The organism is Paenibacillus sp. FSL M7-1414, from assembly GCF_038003195.1.
Classification (GTDB): Bacteria; Bacillota; Bacilli; order Paenibacillales; family Paenibacillaceae; genus Paenibacillus; species Paenibacillus amylolyticus.
In genome coordinates this window covers 4247944-4270386 of record NZ_JBBOOS010000001.1, presented here as the reverse complement: position 1 = coordinate 4270386, position 22443 = coordinate 4247944, and the positions used below count along the sequence as shown (strand labels likewise).

General features: G+C 46.3%; 14 protein-coding genes and 1 pseudogene. 12 read left to right on the top strand and 3 right to left on the bottom strand.

Annotation, left to right across the window (positions count from 1 at the left end; all coding sequences use genetic code 11):
• The first annotated feature begins 92 nt into the window (after positions 1-92).
• The 5 genes from MHH92_RS18425 to leuD all read left to right on the top strand — a co-directional run bounded on the left by MHH92_RS18425 (position 93) and on the right by leuD (position 6798).
• Positions 93-1991: a beta-glucoside-specific PTS transporter subunit IIABC gene (locus tag MHH92_RS18425; protein WP_100527258.1), complete on the top strand. Its 1899-nt coding sequence runs from the start codon at positions 93-95 to the stop codon at positions 1989-1991.
• Positions 1992-2027: 36 nt separating this feature from the next.
• Positions 2028-2867 (top strand): BglG family transcription antiterminator LicT, encoded by an 840-nt coding sequence (gene licT / locus MHH92_RS18420; protein WP_074095604.1) that lies wholly within the window; start codon positions 2028-2030, stop codon positions 2865-2867.
• 45 nt (positions 2868-2912) lie between these two features.
• Complete coding sequence (locus MHH92_RS18415; RefSeq protein WP_127549575.1) at positions 2913-4370, top strand: glycoside hydrolase family 1 protein; 1458 nt, start codon at positions 2913-2915, stop codon at positions 4368-4370.
• A 372-nt stretch (positions 4371-4742) separates the two neighbouring features.
• Entirely contained in the window at positions 4743-6164 is a 1422-nt protein-coding gene (leuC, locus tag MHH92_RS18410; RefSeq protein WP_036607575.1) for a 3-isopropylmalate dehydratase large subunit, read from the top strand.
• Positions 6165-6195: 31 nt separating this feature from the next.
• A complete protein-coding gene (gene leuD, locus MHH92_RS18405) occupies positions 6196-6798 on the top strand; it encodes a 3-isopropylmalate dehydratase small subunit (RefSeq protein WP_036607574.1) in 603 nt (200 codons plus the stop codon).
• A gap of 197 nt (positions 6799-6995) precedes the next feature.
• Here the strand turns inward: leuD and MHH92_RS18400 are convergent, their stop codons facing one another.
• Genes MHH92_RS18400 through MHH92_RS18390 form a run of 3 tightly spaced genes read right to left on the bottom strand, consistent with a single transcriptional unit; the run spans position 6996 to position 10276 of the window.
• Positions 6996-8468: a serine hydrolase domain-containing protein gene (locus MHH92_RS18400; protein ID WP_340905480.1), complete on the bottom strand. Its 1473-nt coding sequence runs from the start codon at positions 8466-8468 to the stop codon at positions 6996-6998.
• Between the two features lie 51 nt (positions 8469-8519).
• Positions 8520-9617 carry a HAMP domain-containing sensor histidine kinase gene (locus MHH92_RS18395; RefSeq protein WP_340017794.1) on the bottom strand — a complete coding sequence of 366 codons (1098 nt, stop codon included), beginning with the start codon at positions 9615-9617 and terminating at the stop codon, positions 8520-8522.
• Entirely contained in the window at positions 9602-10276 is a 675-nt protein-coding gene (locus MHH92_RS18390) for a response regulator transcription factor (protein ID WP_036607568.1), read from the bottom strand. Before MHH92_RS18390 ends, MHH92_RS18395 begins: the two co-directional genes overlap by 16 nt.
• Positions 10277-10551: 275 nt before the next feature.
• Here MHH92_RS18390 and MHH92_RS18385 point away from each other — a divergent pair, with 275 nt between their 5' ends.
• The 7 genes and pseudogenes from MHH92_RS18385 to MHH92_RS30630 all read left to right on the top strand — a co-directional run bounded on the left by MHH92_RS18385 (position 10552) and on the right by MHH92_RS30630 (position 22302).
• Positions 10552-11958: an N-acetylmuramoyl-L-alanine amidase family protein gene (locus MHH92_RS18385; RefSeq protein WP_340905477.1), complete on the top strand. Its 1407-nt coding sequence runs from the start codon at positions 10552-10554 to the stop codon at positions 11956-11958.
• Between the two features lie 258 nt (positions 11959-12216).
• Positions 12217-13626, top strand: coding sequence for an N-acetylmuramoyl-L-alanine amidase family protein (locus tag MHH92_RS18380; RefSeq protein ID WP_340905475.1), 1410 nt, complete (start codon positions 12217-12219; stop codon positions 13624-13626).
• A gap of 35 nt (positions 13627-13661) precedes the next feature.
• Positions 13662-14342, top strand: coding sequence for a GerMN domain-containing protein (locus MHH92_RS18375; RefSeq protein WP_340905474.1), 681 nt, complete (start codon positions 13662-13664; stop codon positions 14340-14342).
• Positions 14343-14414: 72 nt separating this feature from the next.
• Complete coding sequence (locus MHH92_RS18370) at positions 14415-17153, top strand: S-layer homology domain-containing protein (RefSeq protein WP_340905472.1); 2739 nt, start codon at positions 14415-14417, stop codon at positions 17151-17153.
• Positions 17154-17316: 163 nt separating this feature from the next.
• Positions 17317-18012 (top strand): endonuclease III, encoded by a 696-nt coding sequence (gene nth / locus MHH92_RS18365; protein ID WP_036607558.1) that lies wholly within the window; start codon positions 17317-17319, stop codon positions 18010-18012.
• Positions 18013-18035: 23 nt separating this feature from the next.
• Positions 18036-18308, top strand: coding sequence for a hypothetical protein (locus MHH92_RS18360; RefSeq protein WP_017687779.1), 273 nt, complete (start codon positions 18036-18038; stop codon positions 18306-18308).
• A gap of 335 nt (positions 18309-18643) precedes the next feature.
• A pseudogene (locus tag MHH92_RS30630) lies at positions 18644-22302 on the top strand (dynamin family protein).
• The last annotated feature ends 141 nt before the right edge of the window (positions 22303-22443 follow it).

Below are 22443 nucleotides of genomic sequence, written 5' to 3'. Positions count from 1 at the left end.
GGCAGGCAAGACCTAGATTGGGTGGGAAGAGTTTCTCTTTTCCTACCCTTTTTAGGTCTTTTTTTGTTCCCATCAAGAAACGGAGGTGCACCATGAATTACAAACAATTAGCCCAATCGATTATGGAGCTGGTCGGTGGCAATGATAATATCAACACGTTAATTCATTGCTCTACCAGGCTCAGACTTACCCTGAAGAATCCGGATATGGCGAAGACCCAAGAAATTAAGAGCCTTGATGGTGTTATTGGCGCAGTGAATAGCGGCGGACAATATCAGGTTATTATCGGTAATGACGTCGCGTACGTCTACAATGAACTTGCCAAGATGATGGATACTCGGCAATCAAACGAAATTCAGGAGAAACAAAAAGCGGATTATAGCCCCAAAGGACTGTTTAATACTTTTGCCAGTGTCATTGCAGGCATTTTCCAACCTATTATCCCAGCCATTGCTGCCTCGGGCATGCTTAAGGCACTTTTGCTACTGGCGACCGTGACCGGCCTGATGTCTAAAGAGAGCCAGACATATACCGTTTTGAGTGTCATGTCTGATGCTGCCTTTTACTTTCTTCCGATTCTACTGGCCTATTCCAGTGCAAATAGATTTAAAACGAACCCCTTTGTTGCCGTTCTGTTTGGTGGAATCATGTTACACCCGAATATGATTGGTCTACTTGGCGGTGAAGATCCGGTGTCCTTTATTGGCATACCTGTTGCATCCGTTCAATATGCGACATCCGTGGTACCGATTATTTTAACGGTCTGGTTCATGTCTTACATTGAAAAGTTCGCGGACAAGATCTCACCAGGACCGGTCAAAATTTTCCTTAAACCTTTGATTGTTATTCTCATTGTTGCTCCAGTTGCCCTGATTGTACTTGGACCTCTGGGGATGTATCTCGGAACGGGAATGTCCAACCTGATCTATTGGATTCAGGATAAGATTGGATGGTTGACCGTTGTCATTATGGCTATACTGATGCCTCTGATTGTCATGTTCGGTATGCATAAAGTATTTTATCCCATTATTTTCGCAGCCTTGGCTTCACCTGGATATGAAACACTGGTGCTGGTCGCGATGCTGGCATCCAATATGGCGCAGGGAGCAGGCGCACTGGCGGTGTCATTCAAAACCAAAGACATCAAGCTGAAACAAGTCGCTTTGTCTGCAGGAATTTCAGGTGTATTCGGTATCACGGAACCTGCTCTCTACGGTGTACATTTAAGGCTCAAGAAAACGCTGTTTGCCTGCATGATCGGCGCCGGAGTCGCTGGGTTGTTCGCAGGTATTGTGAATCTCAAGGCATATGCTGCCGTGGGTCCGGGGATTGCATCTATGCCTATGTTTATCAGTGAAGATCATATGAATATTATCTATGCGATCATTACCATGCTGATCTCTGCCATTGTCGCGTTTGTCGCTGTATATGTCATTGGATTTCAGGATGTTGTTCCAACAGCAGTGTCGATAGCAGGCAGTCCTACAAACAAAGCGAGAGGCGAATCTGAAATCCAGCCATCCAAAGGGATCAAATCGAAAAAGATCGTTTTTGCTCCATTGGAAGGTAAAGTTCTGCCATTAAGAGAGGTGAAGGACGAGGCCTTCTCGCAAGAAGCCATGGGACAAGGTATGGCCATTCAGCCAAGTGTTGGCAAGGTGTTTGCCCCGTTTGATGGTACCGTTGAGACGGTGTTCCGTACCAAACATTCCATCGGTCTGAGATCGGTAGAAGGTGTAGAAATTCTGATTCATGTCGGATTGGATACGGTGAAACTGAAAGGCCAGCATTTTGATGTAAAAGTGAATGAAGGAGAACAGATCTCTCATGGTCAGCTCCTGATTGAATTTGATCTTGAAGCTATACAAGCCGCAGGTTATGACACGACGACCCCTGTAATTGTGACCAATTCATCAGATTATCTGGAGATACTGGGCAATGAAACTGCGGCGACAACAGGACCGGGGAAACCATTAATTACAGTGTTATAACTCGCTGAAATATGAATGAAAGGCAGGCAGCCTGATATGGAAGTCATAAAAATACTGAATTCGAGCATTGTTCTTGCCAGACGTGTTGAGGATGACAAGGAAATTATTGTGATGGGAAAGGGCATCGGCTACAGGAGCAAACCGGGAGATGTCGTGGGCGAGGATGAGATCGAGAAGATCTATGTCCTTGAAAATGAAACGATCTCTTCGGATCTCACCGCCCTGATGAAGGAAACGCCAAAAGAATATCTGATTCTGGCTGACGAAATCATCTCCCATGCCAAACATACATTGTCCCGCCATCTGAGTGATCATCTCTATGTCGCATTAACGGATCATCTGTATATGGCCATGAAGCGATTCAAGGACAATATGACGATCCAGAACCGAATGTTGTGGGAAGTGAAAAAGTTCTATCCGCAGGAGTTCAGCATCGGGTTGCATGGTCTGTCTCTCATTCAAAAACAGCTTGGACTCTCCCTGCCTGAAGAGGAAGCGGCGAATATTGCCTTTCATCTCGTTAATGCGCAGCAGAATGATGACAATATGAATCAGGTCATGATGATGACCAATACCGTCAAGGATGTACTCAATATTATCAAAATTCACTATCACGTGGAGCTGGATACACACAGCATCAACTATTCACGCTTTTTGACCCATTTGCAGTTTTTCATTCAACGGCTTTTTGAACATAAAACGTTAAACACGCAGGATCATGAGCTCTTTGAGCAGATCGCGAATAAATATCCGCAGGAGGAAGCCTGCGTATTGCTAATCAAGGATTATATTGAAGCTCGGTTTGAACATACGATCTCCAATGAAGAGATGATGTATTTGATTATTCATATCAATCGGGTCATGAGTCGCAATTGAGCAAGAATCAAAGAGTTACAGAGATAATCCAAGGAGGAATACACAATGACCAATACAACAAGAACGTTTCCAGAAGATTTTCTATGGGGAGGAGCGATTGCTGCCAATCAGGCAGAAGGAGCGTGGAATGTGGATGGCAAAGGTCTGTCTACAGCCGACATTGCTATCTATCGAAAAGGTGTAGCCAAGAGTGAGTATAAAAAGCATAATGCGATCAATGAAGAACAGATCAAAACTGCGATGGAGTCTACCTCGGACAGAGAATATCCGAAACGCAGAGGCATTGATTTTTACCACCGCTATGAGGAGGATCTGGCCCTGTTTGGGGAGATGGGTCTCAAAACGTTGCGCTTATCTATTGCTTGGACCCGAATTTTCCCGAATGGCAACGAAACAGAGCCGAATGAAGCCGGTTTGCAGTTCTATGACCGCGTAATTGATGGCATGCTGAAACAAGGGATTGAACCATTAATTACGTTGTCGCATTATGAGATGCCGTTGTATCTGGTGAATCACCATGGTGGATGGACGGATCGGAAAGTTGTCGAGTATTTTGTTCACTTTTGTAAAACCGTGTTCACCCGTTATAAGGACAAAGTGAAGTATTGGATTACATTTAATGAAATTGACAGCATTGTTCGTCATCCGTTTACGAGTGGTGGTATTGTGCCGGAGCGTTTCGAAAATGTGGAGCAGGCTGTATATCAGGGGTTACACCATCAATTTGTAGCGAGTGCGCTCGCAGTGAAATACTGTCATGAGATCATTCCCGGTTCCCAGATTGGATGTATGCTTACCAAACTGACAACGTACGCTCATACATGTAATCCCGAAGACGTACTTGTTGCTTCCCGGGATAATCAATTCAATCTTATGTTTACGGACGTACAGGTGCGTGGAGCATATCCGTACTTTACGAAGAGGTTTTTTGCCGAAAAAGGGATTAACCTGGATATGCTTGAGGGGGATGAAGAGATTCTGAAAGTACACACTGTGGACTTTATCTCATTCAGTTATTATATGTCCCTGGTATCAAGTGTGGATGGCGACCGATTGGAGCAGGTGAGTGGCAATACAACTGGAGGGGTGAAGAACCCGTATCTGCAAACGAATGATTGGGGCTGGCAGATTGACCCGGTAGGTCTGCGCATCTCACTGAATGAACTGTATAGTCGTTACGAGGTGCCTTTGTTTATCGTTGAAAATGGAATTGGGGCGGTAGACACGATTGAAGCGGATGGTAGCATTCAGGATGATTATCGTATTGATTACTTCCGCTCTCACATGGAACAAATGCATGAAGCGATTCTGGACGGTGTTGAACTGCTCGGCTATACCAGTTGGGGAGTAATTGATCTGATTAGTTATTCTTCTTCAGAGATGGAGAAACGATATGGCTTTATTTATGTAGATCAGGATAATGACGGCAATGGAACACTGGAGAGAAAACGCAAGAAGAGTTTCTATTGGTACAAAGATGTGATTGCAAAAAACGGTTTGTAATACAGTAGTCGAACAAGTACTCTCTATAGAAGGCGTTGATATGATAACTTTCATTTCATAGCAGAAACTAGGAAAGCAGCTCTGGATTCAGGGCTGTTTTTTTATGTTCTAGATAAAAAGCATTGACAGCGCAGAGGCGGGAACGTAGTATAAGACTTATCTGATAATGATAATTGTTATCAATTGAAACCTCTGCGATGAGCAGTGGTTTATTTGTCTTTCTCTCATTATAGGTTAAACCTATTACATCTATAGATATTATATCTTGGAACAATGAAGGACAGGGTGATATATTTATGTCATTCAAGAGCTTCACTTTTTAAAGAAAACAGAGGCTCTTCCAAGGAACGAACTTATAATGAGGTGAAAATGATGAGTAAAAAAACGATGTTTGAGAAAATTTGGGAAAATCACGTAATTCATCAAGAAGAAGGCAAACCAAGCATTCTGTATATTGATCTGCATCTGGTGCACGAAGTAACTTCTCCACAGGCATTTGAAGGTCTTCGTCTCAGCGGACGTAAAGTTCGTCGCCCTGAACTGACATTTGCAACAATGGACCACAACGTTCCAACGAAAGACCGTTTCAACATTACAGATCCTATCTCCAAACAACAAATTGATACACTTTCGCAAAACTGCCGTGATTTCGGCGTGAAATTGTATGATCTGGACACGATTGATCAAGGCGTTGTACACGTTATGGGACCTGAACTGGGTCTGACTCACCCGGGTAAAACGATTGTATGTGGTGACAGTCATACGTCCACACACGGTGCGTTTGGCGCACTGGCATTCGGAATCGGAACAAGTGAAGTTGAGCACGTTATGGCAACTCAATGTTTGCAACAAGCAAAAGCCAAAACGATGGAAGTTCGTTTTGTCGGCAAACGTAACCCGGGTGTAACCGCAAAAGACATGATCCTCGCAGTCATCGCCAAATACGGTACAGACTTTGCAACAGGTTATGTTATTGAGTACACAGGCGAATCCATCCGTGAGTTGAGCATGGAAGAGCGTATGACGGTCTGCAACATGTCCATCGAAGGTGGAGCAAGAGCAGGATTGATCGCTCCGGATGAAACAACATTTGAATATCTGCGTGGACGTGAATACGTACCAGCGGATGCCAAATTCGATGAAGCTGTAGAGGGTTGGAAACAGCTTGTAACCGATGAAGGTGCCGAATTCGACCATGTGGTTGAAATCGATGTGGAGACATTGATTCCGCAAGTAACTTGGGGAACAAGCCCTGGCATGGGAACCGACATTTCTTCTAAAGTTCCAGTTCCGGCTGAATTGCCTACAGAAAACGAACGCAAAGCGGCTGAAAAAGCGCTTGAATATATGGGACTTGAACCGGGAACACCAATCGCCGAGATTCCAATTGATTATGTATTTATCGGTTCATGCACCAATGGTCGGATCGAAGATCTGCGTGCAGCAGCACAAGTGGCTAAAGGTCACACGGTATCCAGTCAGGTTACAGCAATTGTTGTACCAGGTTCAGGACGAGTTAAAATCCAGGCAGAACAAGAAGGTTTGGATAAAATCTTTACGGAAGCCGGATTTGAATGGCGGGATGCGGGATGCAGTATGTGTCTGGCGATGAACCCGGATGTATTGAAGCCAGGACAACGTTGTGCTTCGACTTCCAACCGTAACTTTGAAGGACGCCAAGGACGCGGAGGACGTACGCATCTGGTTTCTCCGGCAATGGCGGCAGCAGCAGCGGTTAAGGGTCACTTTGTGGACGTACGGGATTGGAATTTCAAAACAGAAGCAGCGATCTAATCTATAACAGACAGAAGGGAGAACGTTTAATATGGAAGAATTCAAAACATTACAAGGCATCGTTGCACCGGTAGACCGGGTCAATGTAGATACAGACGCAATCATTCCGAAACAGTTCCTGAAACGGATTGAACGTACCGGATTTGGACAATTTTTGTTCTATGAATGGCGTTTTGATGAAGAGGGCAACAATAATGCTTCCTTCGAAATGAACAAACCTCGTTATGAAGGGGCATCCATCCTGATCTCACGTGCCAACTTTGGCTGTGGATCTTCCCGTGAGCATGCGCCATGGGCGATTTTGGACTATGGATTCCGTTGTGTCATCGCTCCATCTTATGCAGACATCTTCTATAATAACTGCTTTAAGAACGGAATCTTGCCAATCAAGTTGTCAGAAGAGCAAGTTGAAGACTTGTTCCAACGTACAGCGACACATGAAGGCTATGAGATGAATGTAAATCTGGAAAACAAAACGATTACTGATGCATACGGACTGCATATCGATTTTGATCTGGATGAGCACCGTCGTCAATTCCTGTTGCAAGGATTGGATGATATCGGTCTGACTCTTCAACATGATGATGAGATCGCTGCTTACGAACAACGCCACGCGGCAAAACTGTTCGGTTAATCGTTAAAGTATTGCATAACAGAAAGCTTCTGCCTCGCCCAAGGGACCTTGTTCCCATCGGTGAGACAGAAGCTTTTTGTAGTTTCAGAAGTAAATTAGCTTAATAAGTCAGCTATACATAGAACTCCTGATTTTTCTTGGTGGAATACTTCAACAGATACAATAACAGCTGACTAAATAGAGAACCTAAAAATCGATTATTGAGGTAACTCCAAAGGGTCGTTTTTTGTATTTTGAAAATAGACATAGATATAACAAGCCAAATGCACGAAATTCACAAGTGACCATACCATAAGCCATATGATTGGAGTTGATAGGGTAGTCCAGATGCCAAACCAAGGCAGCACACGTCCTCCGCCGATAAACGTAACCAAGGGGGACAGAGATAAGAGAATTAGAACCGGGATCAGTCTACCAACCGTGATCATAATCAATTTGCTGATCGTTAGGCGGTGGTAGTTCCGAAGTATGCGAGAATAGCCGTAGATGCCCCATGCAAGCGTAGCGACGATCAGCGCAATCATGATCATTTCCATATTCCGACCGTTTACAAAAGAGGTTTGGGGTTCCTGTCCCCTCATAATATCCGCTATTCCATCAATAAATGCCGAGTAATTCACATAAGCGTTTATACCAGAATTAAACATTACGGCAATGCCCATTTGCTCGTTCAAATAAACCTGTTCTTCGGACTTGTAGGTCCAGAAAATGCCGCTGTGGGAGATCGTTTGGCCGTTAGACGCATCTTGGTTTGCAAGCCAGCCCATGCCGTACGGACCGATCGCTCCTGAGGCATGATATTGTTTCATCAGCACAGGGGAAACGAGGCGGCCATTATATTGGGAAAGCATCCATAGGGACATGTCCTCTGCGGTTGAAACGATGCCGGCGGGGCCCTCAATGAACCAAAGCGGTTCGGATTGACTTATAGCGCGTCCCAAGCTCAGGTAATGTCCTAGCGGGATAGTATTATTCTCATAGAATTGCTGCGTTGTATTGACACTGAAGGTATGATTCATTCCTAACGGTTCAAAAATATGTTTTTTCAGATAATCCGAAAAGCGCTCTCCGCTAACACTTTCCACCAGGTTCGCCAGCAGCACGTAATTGGGATTATGATAGCTGTAGGCTGTTCCGGGGATATGGGCAAGTTGAACCGTGTTTAATAATTGGTTCGCTTCAGCCAGTGATTGGAATTGCGGAGTCTTTGTCATATCGGGATTAGTCTTGTCATTGAGACCACTCGTCTGATTCAGTAAATGACGGACCGTGATATCAAGAACGTGGGGGTCCTGTGGAGAAAGCTCTGGAAAATAGGAAGCGTAAGTCGCATCCAAGTCGATCTGACCCTTGTCCACCAGCTGCAGAACGGCTAAAGCAGTAAAGGACTTGCTTAGTGAAGCAATGGGAAAAGGGGTGTTGCCCGTAACCTTCTGGCCGTCCGCCAATGTCCCGTAGCCTTTTGCGTAAAAGACCTCATCGTTATTGGCAATCGCCAGTGAAGCAGCCTTAATGTAATTGGTCTTCATGCTCCGATTCATATATTCGTCGATCTCCTGCAGCACTTCTGTCCTGTCTCTGGCTTCATTGGCGGATAAGGGGGACGCCCACGCGGTACATAACAACAAACAGCTAAATGTGATATACATTCTTTTTTTCAGTTTTAGCATGATAACACTCCTTGAATTCAAGATAAGGAGATGTTATCAGATCATTTTCAACTATTTATCAACTCGGGTCCCAATACTTGCCGTGACGCTTCCACCTCCGTTAGGACCGTTTGCAATCCGAAGACTACCTTCATGTTTTTCGCAAAACACCTTGCAAACGTAAAGGCCCAGCCCGCGATGTTCGCTCGCATCCCATACTTCGCCTCGGTAAAAAGGGAGCATAGCCTTACTCAGGGCTTCCTCAGAGAAACCAGAACCGTCCTCTGAGACGGTAATCTTCATAATGCCTCCCTGAACGTCATAGTGAACGTTCACTTGACTGGCTGCGTATCTCGCCCCATTAGCCACTATATTCTCGAAAATCTGCATGACCAGATAGGGATCTACATGTACTGAGGCATTATCATATTCCACGGATGAGACGAAACGTATACCGAACTGTTTCGCGATTTGTTCAGCGCTGCCATCCAGCAAAGCCGTCAATGAGATCGTATCCATCGATTGGAAGTTCAACGGCACATCCTCCAGCCTCTGAATGGAGTTCATGGCCTCTGCATAACTCTCCAGACGCAAGATGTGAAGGTTCATAGTATGGATCAAGTCCAGCACCTTTTCTTCCGACAACTTCTTCTCAGGAAGATAGGTGGAGAGAAGCTCGGCGTTTCCTTTTAACACGGACAGGGGTGTTCTCAGATCATGGGCAAAAATAGCATTGATCTGCTTGCGCTCTTCAACCGAACGCCAAAGTGTCTTAAGGTTTTTTTCCAATTGTGAGCGCATGTTTTCAAATAGCGCGATCAGCTCGCCCATCTCATCCTGGCTGTCATAGGAAATGCTGAAGTCTAGATCGTTGGCCGAAATGTTCTTGGATGCTCGTTTTAATAGCTCCAGCGGACGTTTTAGCTTCCATCTGTAAAATAGAACGGCCATGGTGACAATACCAGTCGCTACGGTGAGCAGAACCGCCGTGACGAGGGAGGGCATCACCCAATCCGTTTCTCCGAAACGCAGCCGCAGGTTCTCCGCCCAAGCAAACTCCAAAGTTATAACGGCAAGCACGGCAATGAGTGTGACCACACACAACAGCATAAAAGATTGTAGCAAGGACAATCGCTTTAAAAACAGGAGTCTAGTCATGAACTTGGCCATTTGTACCCTACTCCCCAAACGGTCTCGATTTGATTATCACAGCCGTATTCCTTTAATTTGTAGCGAATTCGCCGGATATGCTCTGCGATGACGTTACTGTCACCTTGCTCGTCCATGCCCCAAATCTTTTCGTATATGCGTTCCTTTCCAAACACCATATCAGGATGCGTGGACAGCAATTCGACAATATCAAACTCTTTTTTGGGCAGTGAAATTCGCTTATCCAGGTAGTAAAGCTCCCTGGCCGTATAATCAATGACCAATTCATTGTTAAACCTTACCGAAGATTTAGTTTGGATTCGTTGTTCCCTGCGTATATGTGCTTCGACCCTGGCGCCCAACTCGCGAATGCTGAAAGGTTTCAGGATATAGTCATCGCCTCCGGCACGAAATCCTGCTATTTTATCAGCATCTTCGATTCGAGCCGTTAAGAATAAGATCGGGCAAGAGACAAAGTCGCGAATTTTTTCACATAATTGAAGGCCGTTCTGTTCAGGCATGTTGATATCTAACAAAACGAGATCGGGTTGTTTTTCCACTTTCCGCAGCGCTTCCCGGCTGTCCTTGGCCGTCATGACGGAATAACCGTTAATTTCAAAATAATCAGTCAGTAGCTTTCGAAGATCTGCTTCATCGTCCACGATCAGTATTTTAGGCATCAAGGCTCAGTCTCCTGTATTCAAGTATTTGAACTCAGCATAGCAAAAATGGATGAGGAATGTAATTTCCATATGATTTCGGGTACGGACGAATGGAGAAAGTAACCTTTTTGCCACTCAGTTTCCGACTAAATATGACAACGTTGTAACCGGATGATCAGACAATATCTGATAAACTGATTAGTAGATTATGGAAGGTTACATATTGTCATTGATGTTACGCTGCAGAGAATCAGGTCGGATGTTCAAAAGACAAAAAGAATGGTGGATGAGTTATGAAAAAATGGTCGGCAGCAGTCGTTTTTCTTCTGTTCCTATGTTTATTCCCAGTCATGGCCCATGCAGACACCACTCCCTCGATTGTACTCGACGGTGTAACCATTAACCAGCAGACGGGTGCACCTGCAGAGAATATCGGGAAAACGGTCATGGTTCCAATTCGAATTGTATCCGAGAACCTGGGTTATAAGGTGAAGTGGGAGAAGGAAACTCAGTCAGTCCAGGTTCAAAAAGGAAACAGCATGATTCAAATGACGGCTGGCAAAGATGCAGCTACAGTGAATGGAAACGTGGTGAACTTGGATTCGCCCCCACTGATCAAACAGGGAACTACGCTTGTTCCGTTACGCTTTGTTGGGGAAGGCATGGGTCTGCGTGTTGGCTGGGACAATGGAACCAAGACAGTAAGCCTATTTAGTATTCCTCCCGTAGTTGAAACGGAAGGTGACAGTGACCCCGTCGAGGCACCTGTCCCGGATGGTTTGACAGAGCTTCAAGGCATCAGCTTCAGCGGAGATCGCTTGATTGTAGCAACAAACGGTAATATTAGCCCCAAAGTATCCAGTATTGGTGGGCCAGACCGAATTATTGTTGATCTGCCTTCAGCGACATTTTCTGAGGAATTCATTCAGGGACAAGCCTCTAACCCGGATGGGAGTGGACAGATTCTCGTTACGGATTCATCCATAGTTTCCAAAGTCCGATATGCCATGTTCAGTAAATCGCCTTCTACCGTGCGTGTCGTTCTGGATCTGAATCAGACGGCTACAGCCAAATGGTCTGTTGGAGATAACAATGTCTTGCTCGTTGACCTGACAGCCACGAGTGGAGAACCGACAAGCCAACCGGCAGTACCTACCAATGATGGCAAAACGATTGTGGTCATTGATCCGGGACATGGTGGTCGTCAATCGGGTGCAGTGAGTTTGTCAGGAGCTTATGAGAAGGATTTCAATCTGGCTGTAGGACTGAAGGTACAGGCAACCCTTCAAAAATACTCAAATATTCAAACGGTCATTACACGCCAGGATGATACAGAACTTTCGCTCAAACAGCGTGTGGATATTGCTGAATTGAATCAGGCAGATGTTTTTGTATCCATTCATGGAAACAAATTCACTACACCGGTACCAAACGGCATTGAAACGCTCTACAGCCGTAAAGAAAGCAAAACATTGGCTGATACTCTTCACAAATATGTGTTGCCGGTAACAGGACTCAAGGACCGTGGGGTTAAAACGGCTAGTCTGCATGTGACGCGTGAAACAACCATGCCTGCTGTGTTACTTGAACTTGGTTTTTTAAGTAACCCTACAGATGAAGCAGTCATGCTCACGGAAGAATACCAAGACAAATGTGCACAGGCGATTGTGGACGGAATTGTTGAATTTTTGGGACTGTAAATTGAATTTTGCGCAAATATGAAGGTTAGGGTATTACGTTGTTTAGAGATGTATATTTGATAAATAAGGAAAAAAGAAGACATTAAAATGTAAAAAAAGCTTGATCTGACAACGTTTTTTTTCTGTTATGTTGGAATATATTCGCAACTTTTGAGAGCGAGGGGCGTCTAATAGGTGTCTGGTAATGCCCAAGCGGTCAGTCGGAGTTGGAAAATGACAACATGCGGCAAAAAAATATGAGAATGGTAGGGGTGAAGGATGAAGAAGTTCGGTTTTTTGGTACTGTTATTTGTCTTTGGGCTCGTATTCCCGGGCTATAGTCACGCAGCAACAGACACGAAAATTATCCTAGACGGAAAAGAAATCGTACAGCCATCGGATACAAAAGCGGAAATTATCAACAGCAAGGTGATGGTTCCGATCCGGGTTGTGTCCGAAAATCTTGGATATAGCGTGGAGTGGAAGCAGCAAACGCAAACAGTGACTATTAGCAAAGACAACACTGCCATGCAGATGATTGTTGGACAGAAGACGGCAACGGTGAACGGCAGTAACGTAAACTTGGATGCCCCGCCACTCGTGAAAAATGGTACTACGCTCGTACCTCTCCGATTTATTGGTGAGGAAATGGGTCTTAAGGTGGGTTGGAACAATACCACGAAGACGGTAACATTAGTTACCCAGAATTCAGGTTCCGGAAACGGGACAACCACACCTCCGAACTCTGGCAATGAAGGCGGAGGATCGGATCAAGAAGGTCTTGTACTGGTGAACGGCATCAGCTTCAGCGACAACCGCTTCATGATTGCAACAAGCGGAAGTACGAAGCCGAACGTCTTCACGATGACAGGACCAGATCGAATCGTTATAGACTTGCCGAATACCGCATTTGCTGATTCGTTCAGTGAAGGACAGGCTTTAGACAGCAACCAGAATGGACAACTCGTCGTTAGCGGCTATCCGGATGTGTCGAAGATTCGTTACTCGTTATACAGCAACAGCCCATCTACAATTCGTTTTGTAATCGATCTGTCCAGTTCAAAAGGGTACAGTGTGCAAAATGATTCCGGACTGGTCATGATTAACCTCGACAATCAAAGTGGTACACCTGCTCCTCCAGTTGGTAATAATGGCAAAAAAGTTGTCGTTATCGATGCAGGTCACGGAGATCATGATCCTGGGGCAATCGGTGTAACTGGTAAACGTGAAAAAGACTTCAATCTGGCAATGGCTCTGAAAGTGGAAGCCTTGTTGAAAAAAGAATCCAAAATTGACGTTGTGTTAACGCGCAGCGATGATACATTTTTGGCATTGAAAGAACGTGTGAAGATTGCACAAAACATAAAAGCGGATATTTTCATCTCCATTCATGCTAACAGTGGCCCTGCTGCTGCGAACGGTGTAGAGACATTCTATACACGCTCCAACAGCAAAGCACTTGCTACAGTGATGCACAAGTATCTTTTACAGTCTTCCGGACTGAAAGATCGTGGAGTGAAAACGGCAAGTCTCCATGTGACCCGTGAAACGACAATGCCAGCAGTTCTGCTGGAAGGTGGATTCCTTAGCAATAAGAGCGACGAAGCAGCCCTGTTCACTGAGAGTTTCCAGAACAGTGTTGCCAAAGGGATTGTTGCAGGAATCAAGGAGTATCTGGGAATTAAATAAGGGACAAGCCCTTATGTTGAGGAGGCGGAGTTAGAATGAACAAGAAAATATGGATTGCAGCTTTGCTGGTAACGGTTATGGCAGTTGCTGCTGGATGTGGAAGCAAGCCAACAGCTGCTCCGAATCAGACGCAAGGCGCAGGAACTGAAAACAATGTAACCGAGGTTGAAGGTGAAACAAGTACCGAACCGGTAACTGCTGAGCCTGAAGAGAATACAACGCCTACAGAATCCACGGAGGAAGGCAGCTCAGAGGAAGCGACTACAACTACTCCGCCAAGCGAAACGTCTACGGAGAAGCCGGCAACTTCCGAAAGTAATGAAAAGAAAACGATCACTGTATTCTATACGGATGAAGAAGAACTGGAGTTGCACAAAGCTTCGGCAGAGATTTCATACGCATCGGATGATGCCAAATATAAAGCTGCCTTTGAATCATTGCAACAGAGCAAAGACGCTAAACTTGTTCCGCTGTGGTCTAAAGAAATTGAATTGAAGTCTGTTCAGTTCAAGGATGGAGCTCTTACGCTGGATATTCATATGCCAGATACGGCACGTCTTGGAGCAGGTGGAGAATCTTATGCGCTGGATGCTCTAAAACAAACGTTCTTCCAGTTTGATGAAGTAAAATCACTTGATTTACTGGTGGATGGTCAGCAGACGGAGAGTCTGATGGGCCATGTGGATCTTGAACATCCAATGACAAGATCCGAATAGGCTGTACAGCATGCTGTTGTACCGTGAATCCACGGAATATGGGTCGTTTTACATGAGAGAGGGGAATCATAGGTGACTTTTAAATATAACCATACATCACACTCTAAAAAAGTAGTATCAGCCGTGCTTGCAGGCATGATGGCCCTTAGCGCCGGCGGAGCTGCCATGGCAGCAGAATCAACAGAAACGGGGCAGGGTCAGACTGCTGCAATAACAAATACGGCTGCACCAACTGGTTTGTTCAGTGACATCAAGGCCGGATACTGGGCTGAAAAACATGTGTACAAACTGGCATATCAAGGCATTCTTCTCGGTAACAACGGCCTGTTCCGTCCAGGAGACGCGGTAACACAGCAAGAAGCTGTAACGATGGCAATCCGTTTTATGAATCAAGAGGGCCAGTTGAATACCGACACGGCTGCGGCATTACCGACAAACATGGAAGTGGGAAATTATTTCAAGCCATATGTCGCGCTGGCACTTCAACTGGGACTGATTGACAAAACGGAAGAATCAACGGTGGATGTATCCAAGACCTCCTGGGGTCAAAAACCGGCTTCACGGGAATGGATTACGAAATTGTTAATCCGTTCATTGGACAAGGATGCTGAAGCGAAGGCACAAAACAATCAATCTACCGGATTTGCTGATAATGCAAGTATTTCCGAAAGTGGTAAAGGTTATGTCAATCTGGCTGTTAGCCTGGATCTGGCCAAAGGTGTGGAAGGCAACAAATTCAATCCAACTGGTTCCGTAACCCGTGCTCAACTGGCTACCTTCTTCAGTCGTGGTGAATCGTTAACGGATACAACGTACCTGAACACATCCACGGGTTATGTGACAGGATTGAAAGATGGGCAGATCACGCTGGTTGTGGACGGCAAAGCCGTTAACTTCGCAGTGAACAGCAGTACGCCTTACTTTACGAAAGACAGTGAAACTCGTGCTTCCGCCACAGATGTGAAGCTGTATACAAAAGTTATGGTTGTAGGTTCGGCAGGTGGGGCTTCCTATGTAGAAGTTGTTGATGCTACACCGCAGGTGGAAAGTGTTGAAGGTACATTTGCACGTTCATTGTCTGGTAATAAAATTGGTATCTTTGTGGGCGAGAATTACGAAACGTACAGTTATGATGAGGCAACTGCATTCATCGATCAGAATGGTAATGCAATCAAACTGTCCGATATTACGGCAGATAGCATCATCGAAGTACTGCGTGAGACGTTCTCGGTTGACAAAAAAACAGTTGCTATTCGTGTGAAATCCGGCATTGTTAACAAGAGTGACAATGGTGTAATTGCTGAAGTATCCTCTTCTGGCAAAACGATCAAACTTGTCAATGCAGCGGGTGCAACAGAGCAGTTTGCATACAATGACAATCTGCTTATCACATATCAAAACCGTATCATGTCAGTGGCTGATCTCAAAGCCGGTAGTGCCGTGAAATACACCGTAAAGGACAGTGTCTTGCAAACTATTACATTGTCTCAAGGTGTGGAGCAATCTGTGCGCGGAACATTGGTTGAGATCGGTGGTAACCAGTCCACGTTAACGTTCAAACGTGAAGGGGGTTCCCTTGAGGCGAAACTGCTGACTGAAAAGCCGGAAGTTATTATCAATGGCATTCAGGATGCAACGCTGAATGATCTCATCACGGATGCAACGAACGGGGATCAGGTGGAGTTGACATTGAACTCTGACGACCAGGTAACGCGTATTCAGGTGATTGGACGTCAAATGGAACCTATGAACGGAGTAACGGTTGTATCTTACAACAGCAAAACAAAGGTACTTACCGTGTTGGACAACAACAAAAAACCGTTTGTATTTACATTGGATGAGAAAACCAAACTGGATTACAATACGACCAAACCTACACTCGCTGGTCTGGAGTCGATTTTAAATGATGGTCGCAAATTGGATCTGACCTATGTGGGAACACGTGCGTTGTCCGTTAAAGTGATTTACAAGTATGAAGGTACGATCAGCAACATTGACACAACGGGCAGAAAAATCAGTGTGTTGTCTGGTAATCAGATGATTACAGTGCCTTATACTACAGCACCTACGGTTGAGATCTATAACAAATCGGGCGCAAGTCTGGGAGATTTGAAGATTGGTGACAAAGTGACCGTAACGCTTGGAGCAAATCAGGATGTAGTGCAGAAGGTTGCACTGAACACTGTGGCTCAATTCGAAGTGGTTGCCTTGGAAGCAAATAGTCGTATTCGAGTAAAATCCGATCTGTTGACAAGTCAGTTCTACGTGGATCAAGCGGTACTGACAGGAGAGAGTGGTCAGACGATCACGCCTTCACAACTGACAGCAGGCAACCTGATCAATGTAACGTTTGAAGGAGCTACGCCAAAAGCGGTTCAAGTCGTGAAGCGTACGCTGGCTGAAGTTACAGCGGTGGATGCTTCATCTGTAACGCTCAAACAGTTTAACGGCCAGACTGAAACCGTGCCTGTTAGCGGTTCTGTTAAAGTCGTAAAATCTGGCTCCACATTAACTTCATTGACAAGTCTTACGGTCGGAGATCGTGTGGAAATGACAAAAGATACGGATAATTCCACACGCTTCAGAGTACTAACTGTTATGAGCAAACAATTCTGGTCTTATGATGGCGTGGGTAACCAGATTTTGGTTAAACGGGAAACGACAGCAGATACAAACTATCGTTTTGCACTCGGATCAAGTGTATTTGTTCACCAGGGTGACAATACTTTAAGCGTGCAATCTCTCAGAGATAATGATAATATTGTATTGTATCTCCTGAACAATGTTATTCTGGAGATTCAAAAACAGTAATCGTTTCTTTTCGAGGATCAAAAGAATGACCGTCTTGATACGGGATCTTTCCCGCATCAAGACGTTTTTTTTGCAAGCTTTTTGAGGTCCCCGCAAAGTACTCGGATGAAGCTTCGAAGTAAGGCTCCGCAGAGTGGAGTCATTTTGTGGGAGGTAGCTCTTCATGAATGCAGCGACGGTTAGACATATACTCGAAACTATGGAAGCAATGTTTCCTGATGCACATTGCGAATTAAATCACAGCAATGCATTTGAATTGACGGTAGCTGTCCTTTTGTCTGCCCAGTGCACCGATGAAACGGTGAACAAGGTAACCGCAGATCTGTTCCAGAAGTACAGAAGCCCAGCAGATTATCTGGCAGTTCCTCTCGAAGAGTTGGAACAGGATATTCGGCGAATCGGTTTGTACCGGAACAAGGCCAAGCATATTCAGAACATGTGCCGAATTTTAATAGAGCAGTATGGCGGTGATGTACCGCAGGAACATGATCAGCTTGTGACGCTACCAGGTGTCGGGCGGAAAACCGCGAATGTAGTTGTTTCCAATGCGTTTGGAGTACCGGCAATTGCGGTAGATACTCATGTTGAACGTGTATCCAAGCGGCTGGCGCTTGCAGGTTGGGATGACTCCGTACTTGAAGTCGAAAAGAAACTAATGAAGCGCGTACCCCGGGACGAGTGGACTTTAACTCACCACCGGTTTATATTTTTTGGACGCTACCATTGCAAGGCACAGAACCCTGCGTGTCATATCTGTCCATTGCTGGACATATGCAGGGAAGGGAAAAAACGTATGAAAACGTCCCAAATCAGGAAAGATAAGGAACGTGTCACCACCCGAAAACGAAAAATAAATTAATGAGCAGAAAAGGATGAATAATCATGAAATGCATTTCCGTGTACACTGACAATTTTGAGGCCTTCTCCGATATCTTTGAACAAATCGTTGAACAGGAAATGGCTGAAAATGAAGAAAAAGAAGTAGAAGGCATCACAGTAAGCCACTCTGGCGACGTGCCTGAACATTATCTGGAGCGTATGTCCGTTAAACCAGAAGTTGTTGTTATGAGAGACAAAGGCAGAGACATTACAATTCTGCAACATGGACAAGTATTTGAAATCTTGCTGCCTTCCATGGAGAACGCAGTTTCATAAGAAGTGATTACACTATTGTTTCTGTTGTATTAATGTCATGAGGATCGTTGTGGTTAAGGTGATCACATCGCATTCATGCAACAGACCCTTGGCGTGAGCATTTGCTAAATACCGAGTATAAAACGTATTACAGATAAAACCGACTTGTTCGGTTTTATTTTTTTTAGATTATAGAACTTATACGTCCATTTATGTATATTCAATTCCAACCGTTCAAATTCAAACTTGATAATGTTAAAATAAATGTTGTAAAAGAGATAGACGTCGAAACGGATGTCAAATTAGAGGAGCCAGGGGGAAGGCCAGTCATGTCCAGAACAGATTACCCAAAAGAAATGGCCAAACCTCTGCTTCCGCTGCGTGAAGCGATGGAGCAGACAGGGGACCATACAGCTGTACAGGCTATAACGGATTTAATCAGCAAGGCGGAAATGAAACATCTGACGATTGCGTTCTGTGGTCATTTCTCTGCAGGCAAATCGAGTCTCATCAACAGTTTATGCGGTAAGCGGGTGCTGCCTTCAAGTCCCGTGCCAACAAGTGCAAATGTGGTATCCATACGTAATGGTAAGCCAAGAGCGCTTATTTATACTACTCCAAACGTAAGCGCTGACAATGGAGCAGGAACACTTGAAGTTTCTCCAGAGGAATTGGAGGCGTATTGCAAAAATGGTGGAGCATATAGCTCAATTGAGGTATGGGATGATATTCCTCTGCTGAAAGATGATGCTGTCCTGCTGGATACACCAGGTGTGGATTCAACAGATCGTGGACATAGTCTCGCAACCCATTCAGCGCTCCATCTGGCGGATGTGGTGTTCTATGTCATGGACTATAACCATGTCCAGTCCGAGACAAACCTTTCATTTGCCAAGAGTCTGTCGGATTGGGGCAAACCGTTGTTTTTGATCGTGAACCAGATCGACAAGCATCGGGAGCGTGAGCTCTCTTTTGACCAATATACCGAAGGTGTCGAAGCTATATTTGCGGCCTGGGAAGTCAGATATGACGGACTGTTATTTACTTCCCTACGCGACAAGCAGCATCGCTACAACCAGTGGGATGTGCTTCCGGAACTCATTGGACACATGATGCAAGAGAAGGAAGCTTTAATTACGCACAGTTTGGCAAGTTCGGCCAGTCATGTAACGGAGCAACATCTGACGAGAGAAGCGGAGAAACGTGAAGACGAACAGAATTCCCTGCTGGATGAGATTGGTGGCAAGGAAGGAATTGAACGCTTGGAACGAGAGCTGGAGCTTCTTGATCAACAAGCAGCAGACATTCGTAACGGGCCTTCGCGAGTGCGTGAGAAATTCCGGGCAGAGCTGGAACCTCTTCTGGCAAATGCAAATCTTACTCCTGCGGATATTCGTGCGTCGGCTGCTGCCTATTTGGAGAGCCGCAAACCGGGCTTCCGGGTGGGTTTATTGTTCTCAGGTGGCAAAACCGAGCAGGAGAAACAACGTCGTGCTTCTGAGCTGGTAAGACTGTTACAGGATCAGGCTTCCGGACAAGTTGAGGTACATATTCGTACAATGCTTAGACAGCTGGGTGAATCCCATCAGCTATGGGGAGCGGAGTGGGAGCAGTCGCTTAATACAGAACTGCCTGCTGTAGATGAAGCACTATTGGAGATGAAACGCAGTGCCAGTGCAGAGGTATCTCCAGAGTATGTGATTCAGTTCAGTAAAGATGTGCGGGGCGAGATTGAGGCCCGCTATCGCAAGTCGGCCATGATGCTGGCCGACCGCATGCTGGAGGCGCTGGCAGCGCGAGGCGAAGCCGCGCTTCAGGCGCTGGACGCCAGCCGCGCAGCGCTGCTGGCGCAATCCGCGGCGGCGGCGCGCTACACGGCGCTCCAGCGCAGCGCCGCCGCAGAGGCAGCAGAGCTGCGCAGCCTGCTGCCCCATGCGGGCCCCCTTCCCTCCGGGCTATTGCCGGAGGTGAAGGGCCGCACGTGCCCGCGGTGCCAGAACCGGGCGAAGCTCCCGGTTCGCATGCGGGCACGTCAACGTCTGTGGCTGCGCAGCCACAGACGCCAGAGGCACCGCCGCAGCAGCGCGCAGCCGCAGCGGCGGTGCCTGGGCCATCGGCGGCGGCTGGCGCTGAACGCCGCCGACGCCTGGACGCAGCAGCGGCACGACTCGAAGCCGCTGCTGCGCTGGTGGAGCCGTACCCCGCCATGGGGTCGGCGGTACGGGATCTGCGTGCACGCGCGGCTTCGCTTGCGGGCGGCACGTTCACTTTGGCGCTGTTCGGAGCATTCAGCGCCGGCAAATCCTCCTTCGCCAACGCGTTGCTAGGCGAAGCTGTACTACCCGTCTCGCCGCATCCAACAACAGCGGCGATTAACCGAATCATGGCTCCTGCCGGGGGCGCGGAGCATGGAACAGCCCGGGTCCGCATGAAGACCCGGGACGCCTTCCAGGAAGATCTCGGCTATTCCTTCCGATTGCTCGGACTGGGTGAGCCTGGAGCGGAGTGGCAGAAGCGAGTACGTTCCCTCTCACCACAGGATGTACACCCCGCTGGGCGCCCGCATTACAGCTTTTTACAGGCGGCAGCAGCCGGCTGGGAAGAAACAGCGGACCAGTTAGGTCAGGATGTGCTGGTGGATCTGGACGGTTATCGTAACTTTGTCGCAAACGAGAAGAAGTCCTGTTTTGTAGACAGTATCGATCTCTATTACAGTTGCGATGTGACTGAACAAGGCATTGTACTGGTAGACACACCAGGAGCGGACTCCGTGAATGCTCGTCATACGGGTGTAACCTTCAATTATATGAAGAATGCGGATGCACTCATTTTTGTAACGTATTACAACCATGCTTTCTCACAAGGAGATCGACAGTTCCTGAATCAGTTGGGACGTGTTAAAGATAGTTCTGCCATGGATCAGATGTTCTTTGTTGTGAATGCCAGTGACTTGTCTTCCTCTGAGGAAGAACTGGAGCAGGTTCTCGATCATGTGAGTACCCAACTGCGCAGTAATGGAATTCGGGCACCACGACTCTTCCCGGTATCTAGCATACTGGCGATGGAAGGCAAGATGGCAGGTGATTCGAAGTTGCTTGAGCAATCCGGTTTTATCCGTTTTGAGGAAGAGTTCAACCAATTTGCAGGCAGAGAATTAGCCGATCTTGCTGTAGGTGGAGCTTCCGAAGAGATGGCACGTGTCATTCAGCGGTTGAAGAAGCGTGCGGAAGATGCGGCTCAGGGGGAGGAAGTATTGCAGCAACGGCGGGATGAACTGGAGATGATCCAGGGACAGTCACGCCAGCGCATACAGCAACTTGTAGCAAGATCCATGAAGGAAGAATTGTCACAGGAAACAGCAGAATTGCTCTTCCATGTGCGGCAGCGACTTGCCTATCGCCTTGGTCTATTCATGGCAGAAGCATTCCATCCATCCGTACTTCGGGAGGATCGGGGCAATCTGAAGATGGCTTTTGCAGCCTGTGGACGTGAACTGTTACGTATGATTGCCATTGAACTGGAGCAGGAACTGCTTGCTACCACCCTCAGACTTGAACAGGCAGGTCAGACCTGGCTGATGAAGCAAGTTACGGATTGTATAGACGAGGTGAGAGAGTTATCTGGAGGCGTGGATGTGTCACTGCCACTGAACGAACGCTGGAGTACACCTGTGCTTGAAGAAGTTCGTCTGGAAGAACCGTCTGGATGGAAAAGCTATTTGAATTATTTCCGCAATCCGAAACAGTTCTTCGAAGGAGATGGACGTCAGCGATTACAAGAGGCACTTGATCCTGTCCTCAAACAGATGATCATTGAAGTTCTTCCTGCTGCACAAGACAAGCTGATTCAGTTTTACGACAACCAGATTTGTCAATCCTTGCAACACCAATCCCGTCAGTTGGAAGAACGTCTGGACGAGGCGGTGAGTGGAATTCAAGATACACTGGAGAGCGGAATTCCGGCGGAGCAATGGACCAGCTTGTCTAACCAACTGGAACAGATTGAACGCAGTTAAAATCACGGCATAACACGTATTCTCTGGAAGTCTTTGTAAAACAAAATGAATGATACAGCAACACATTGAAAATGTTGCGAAAATCAACCCAAAAAGGCCCCTGCCGAAAAGGCATATAGGGAGCCTTTTTTTGGTACGAAC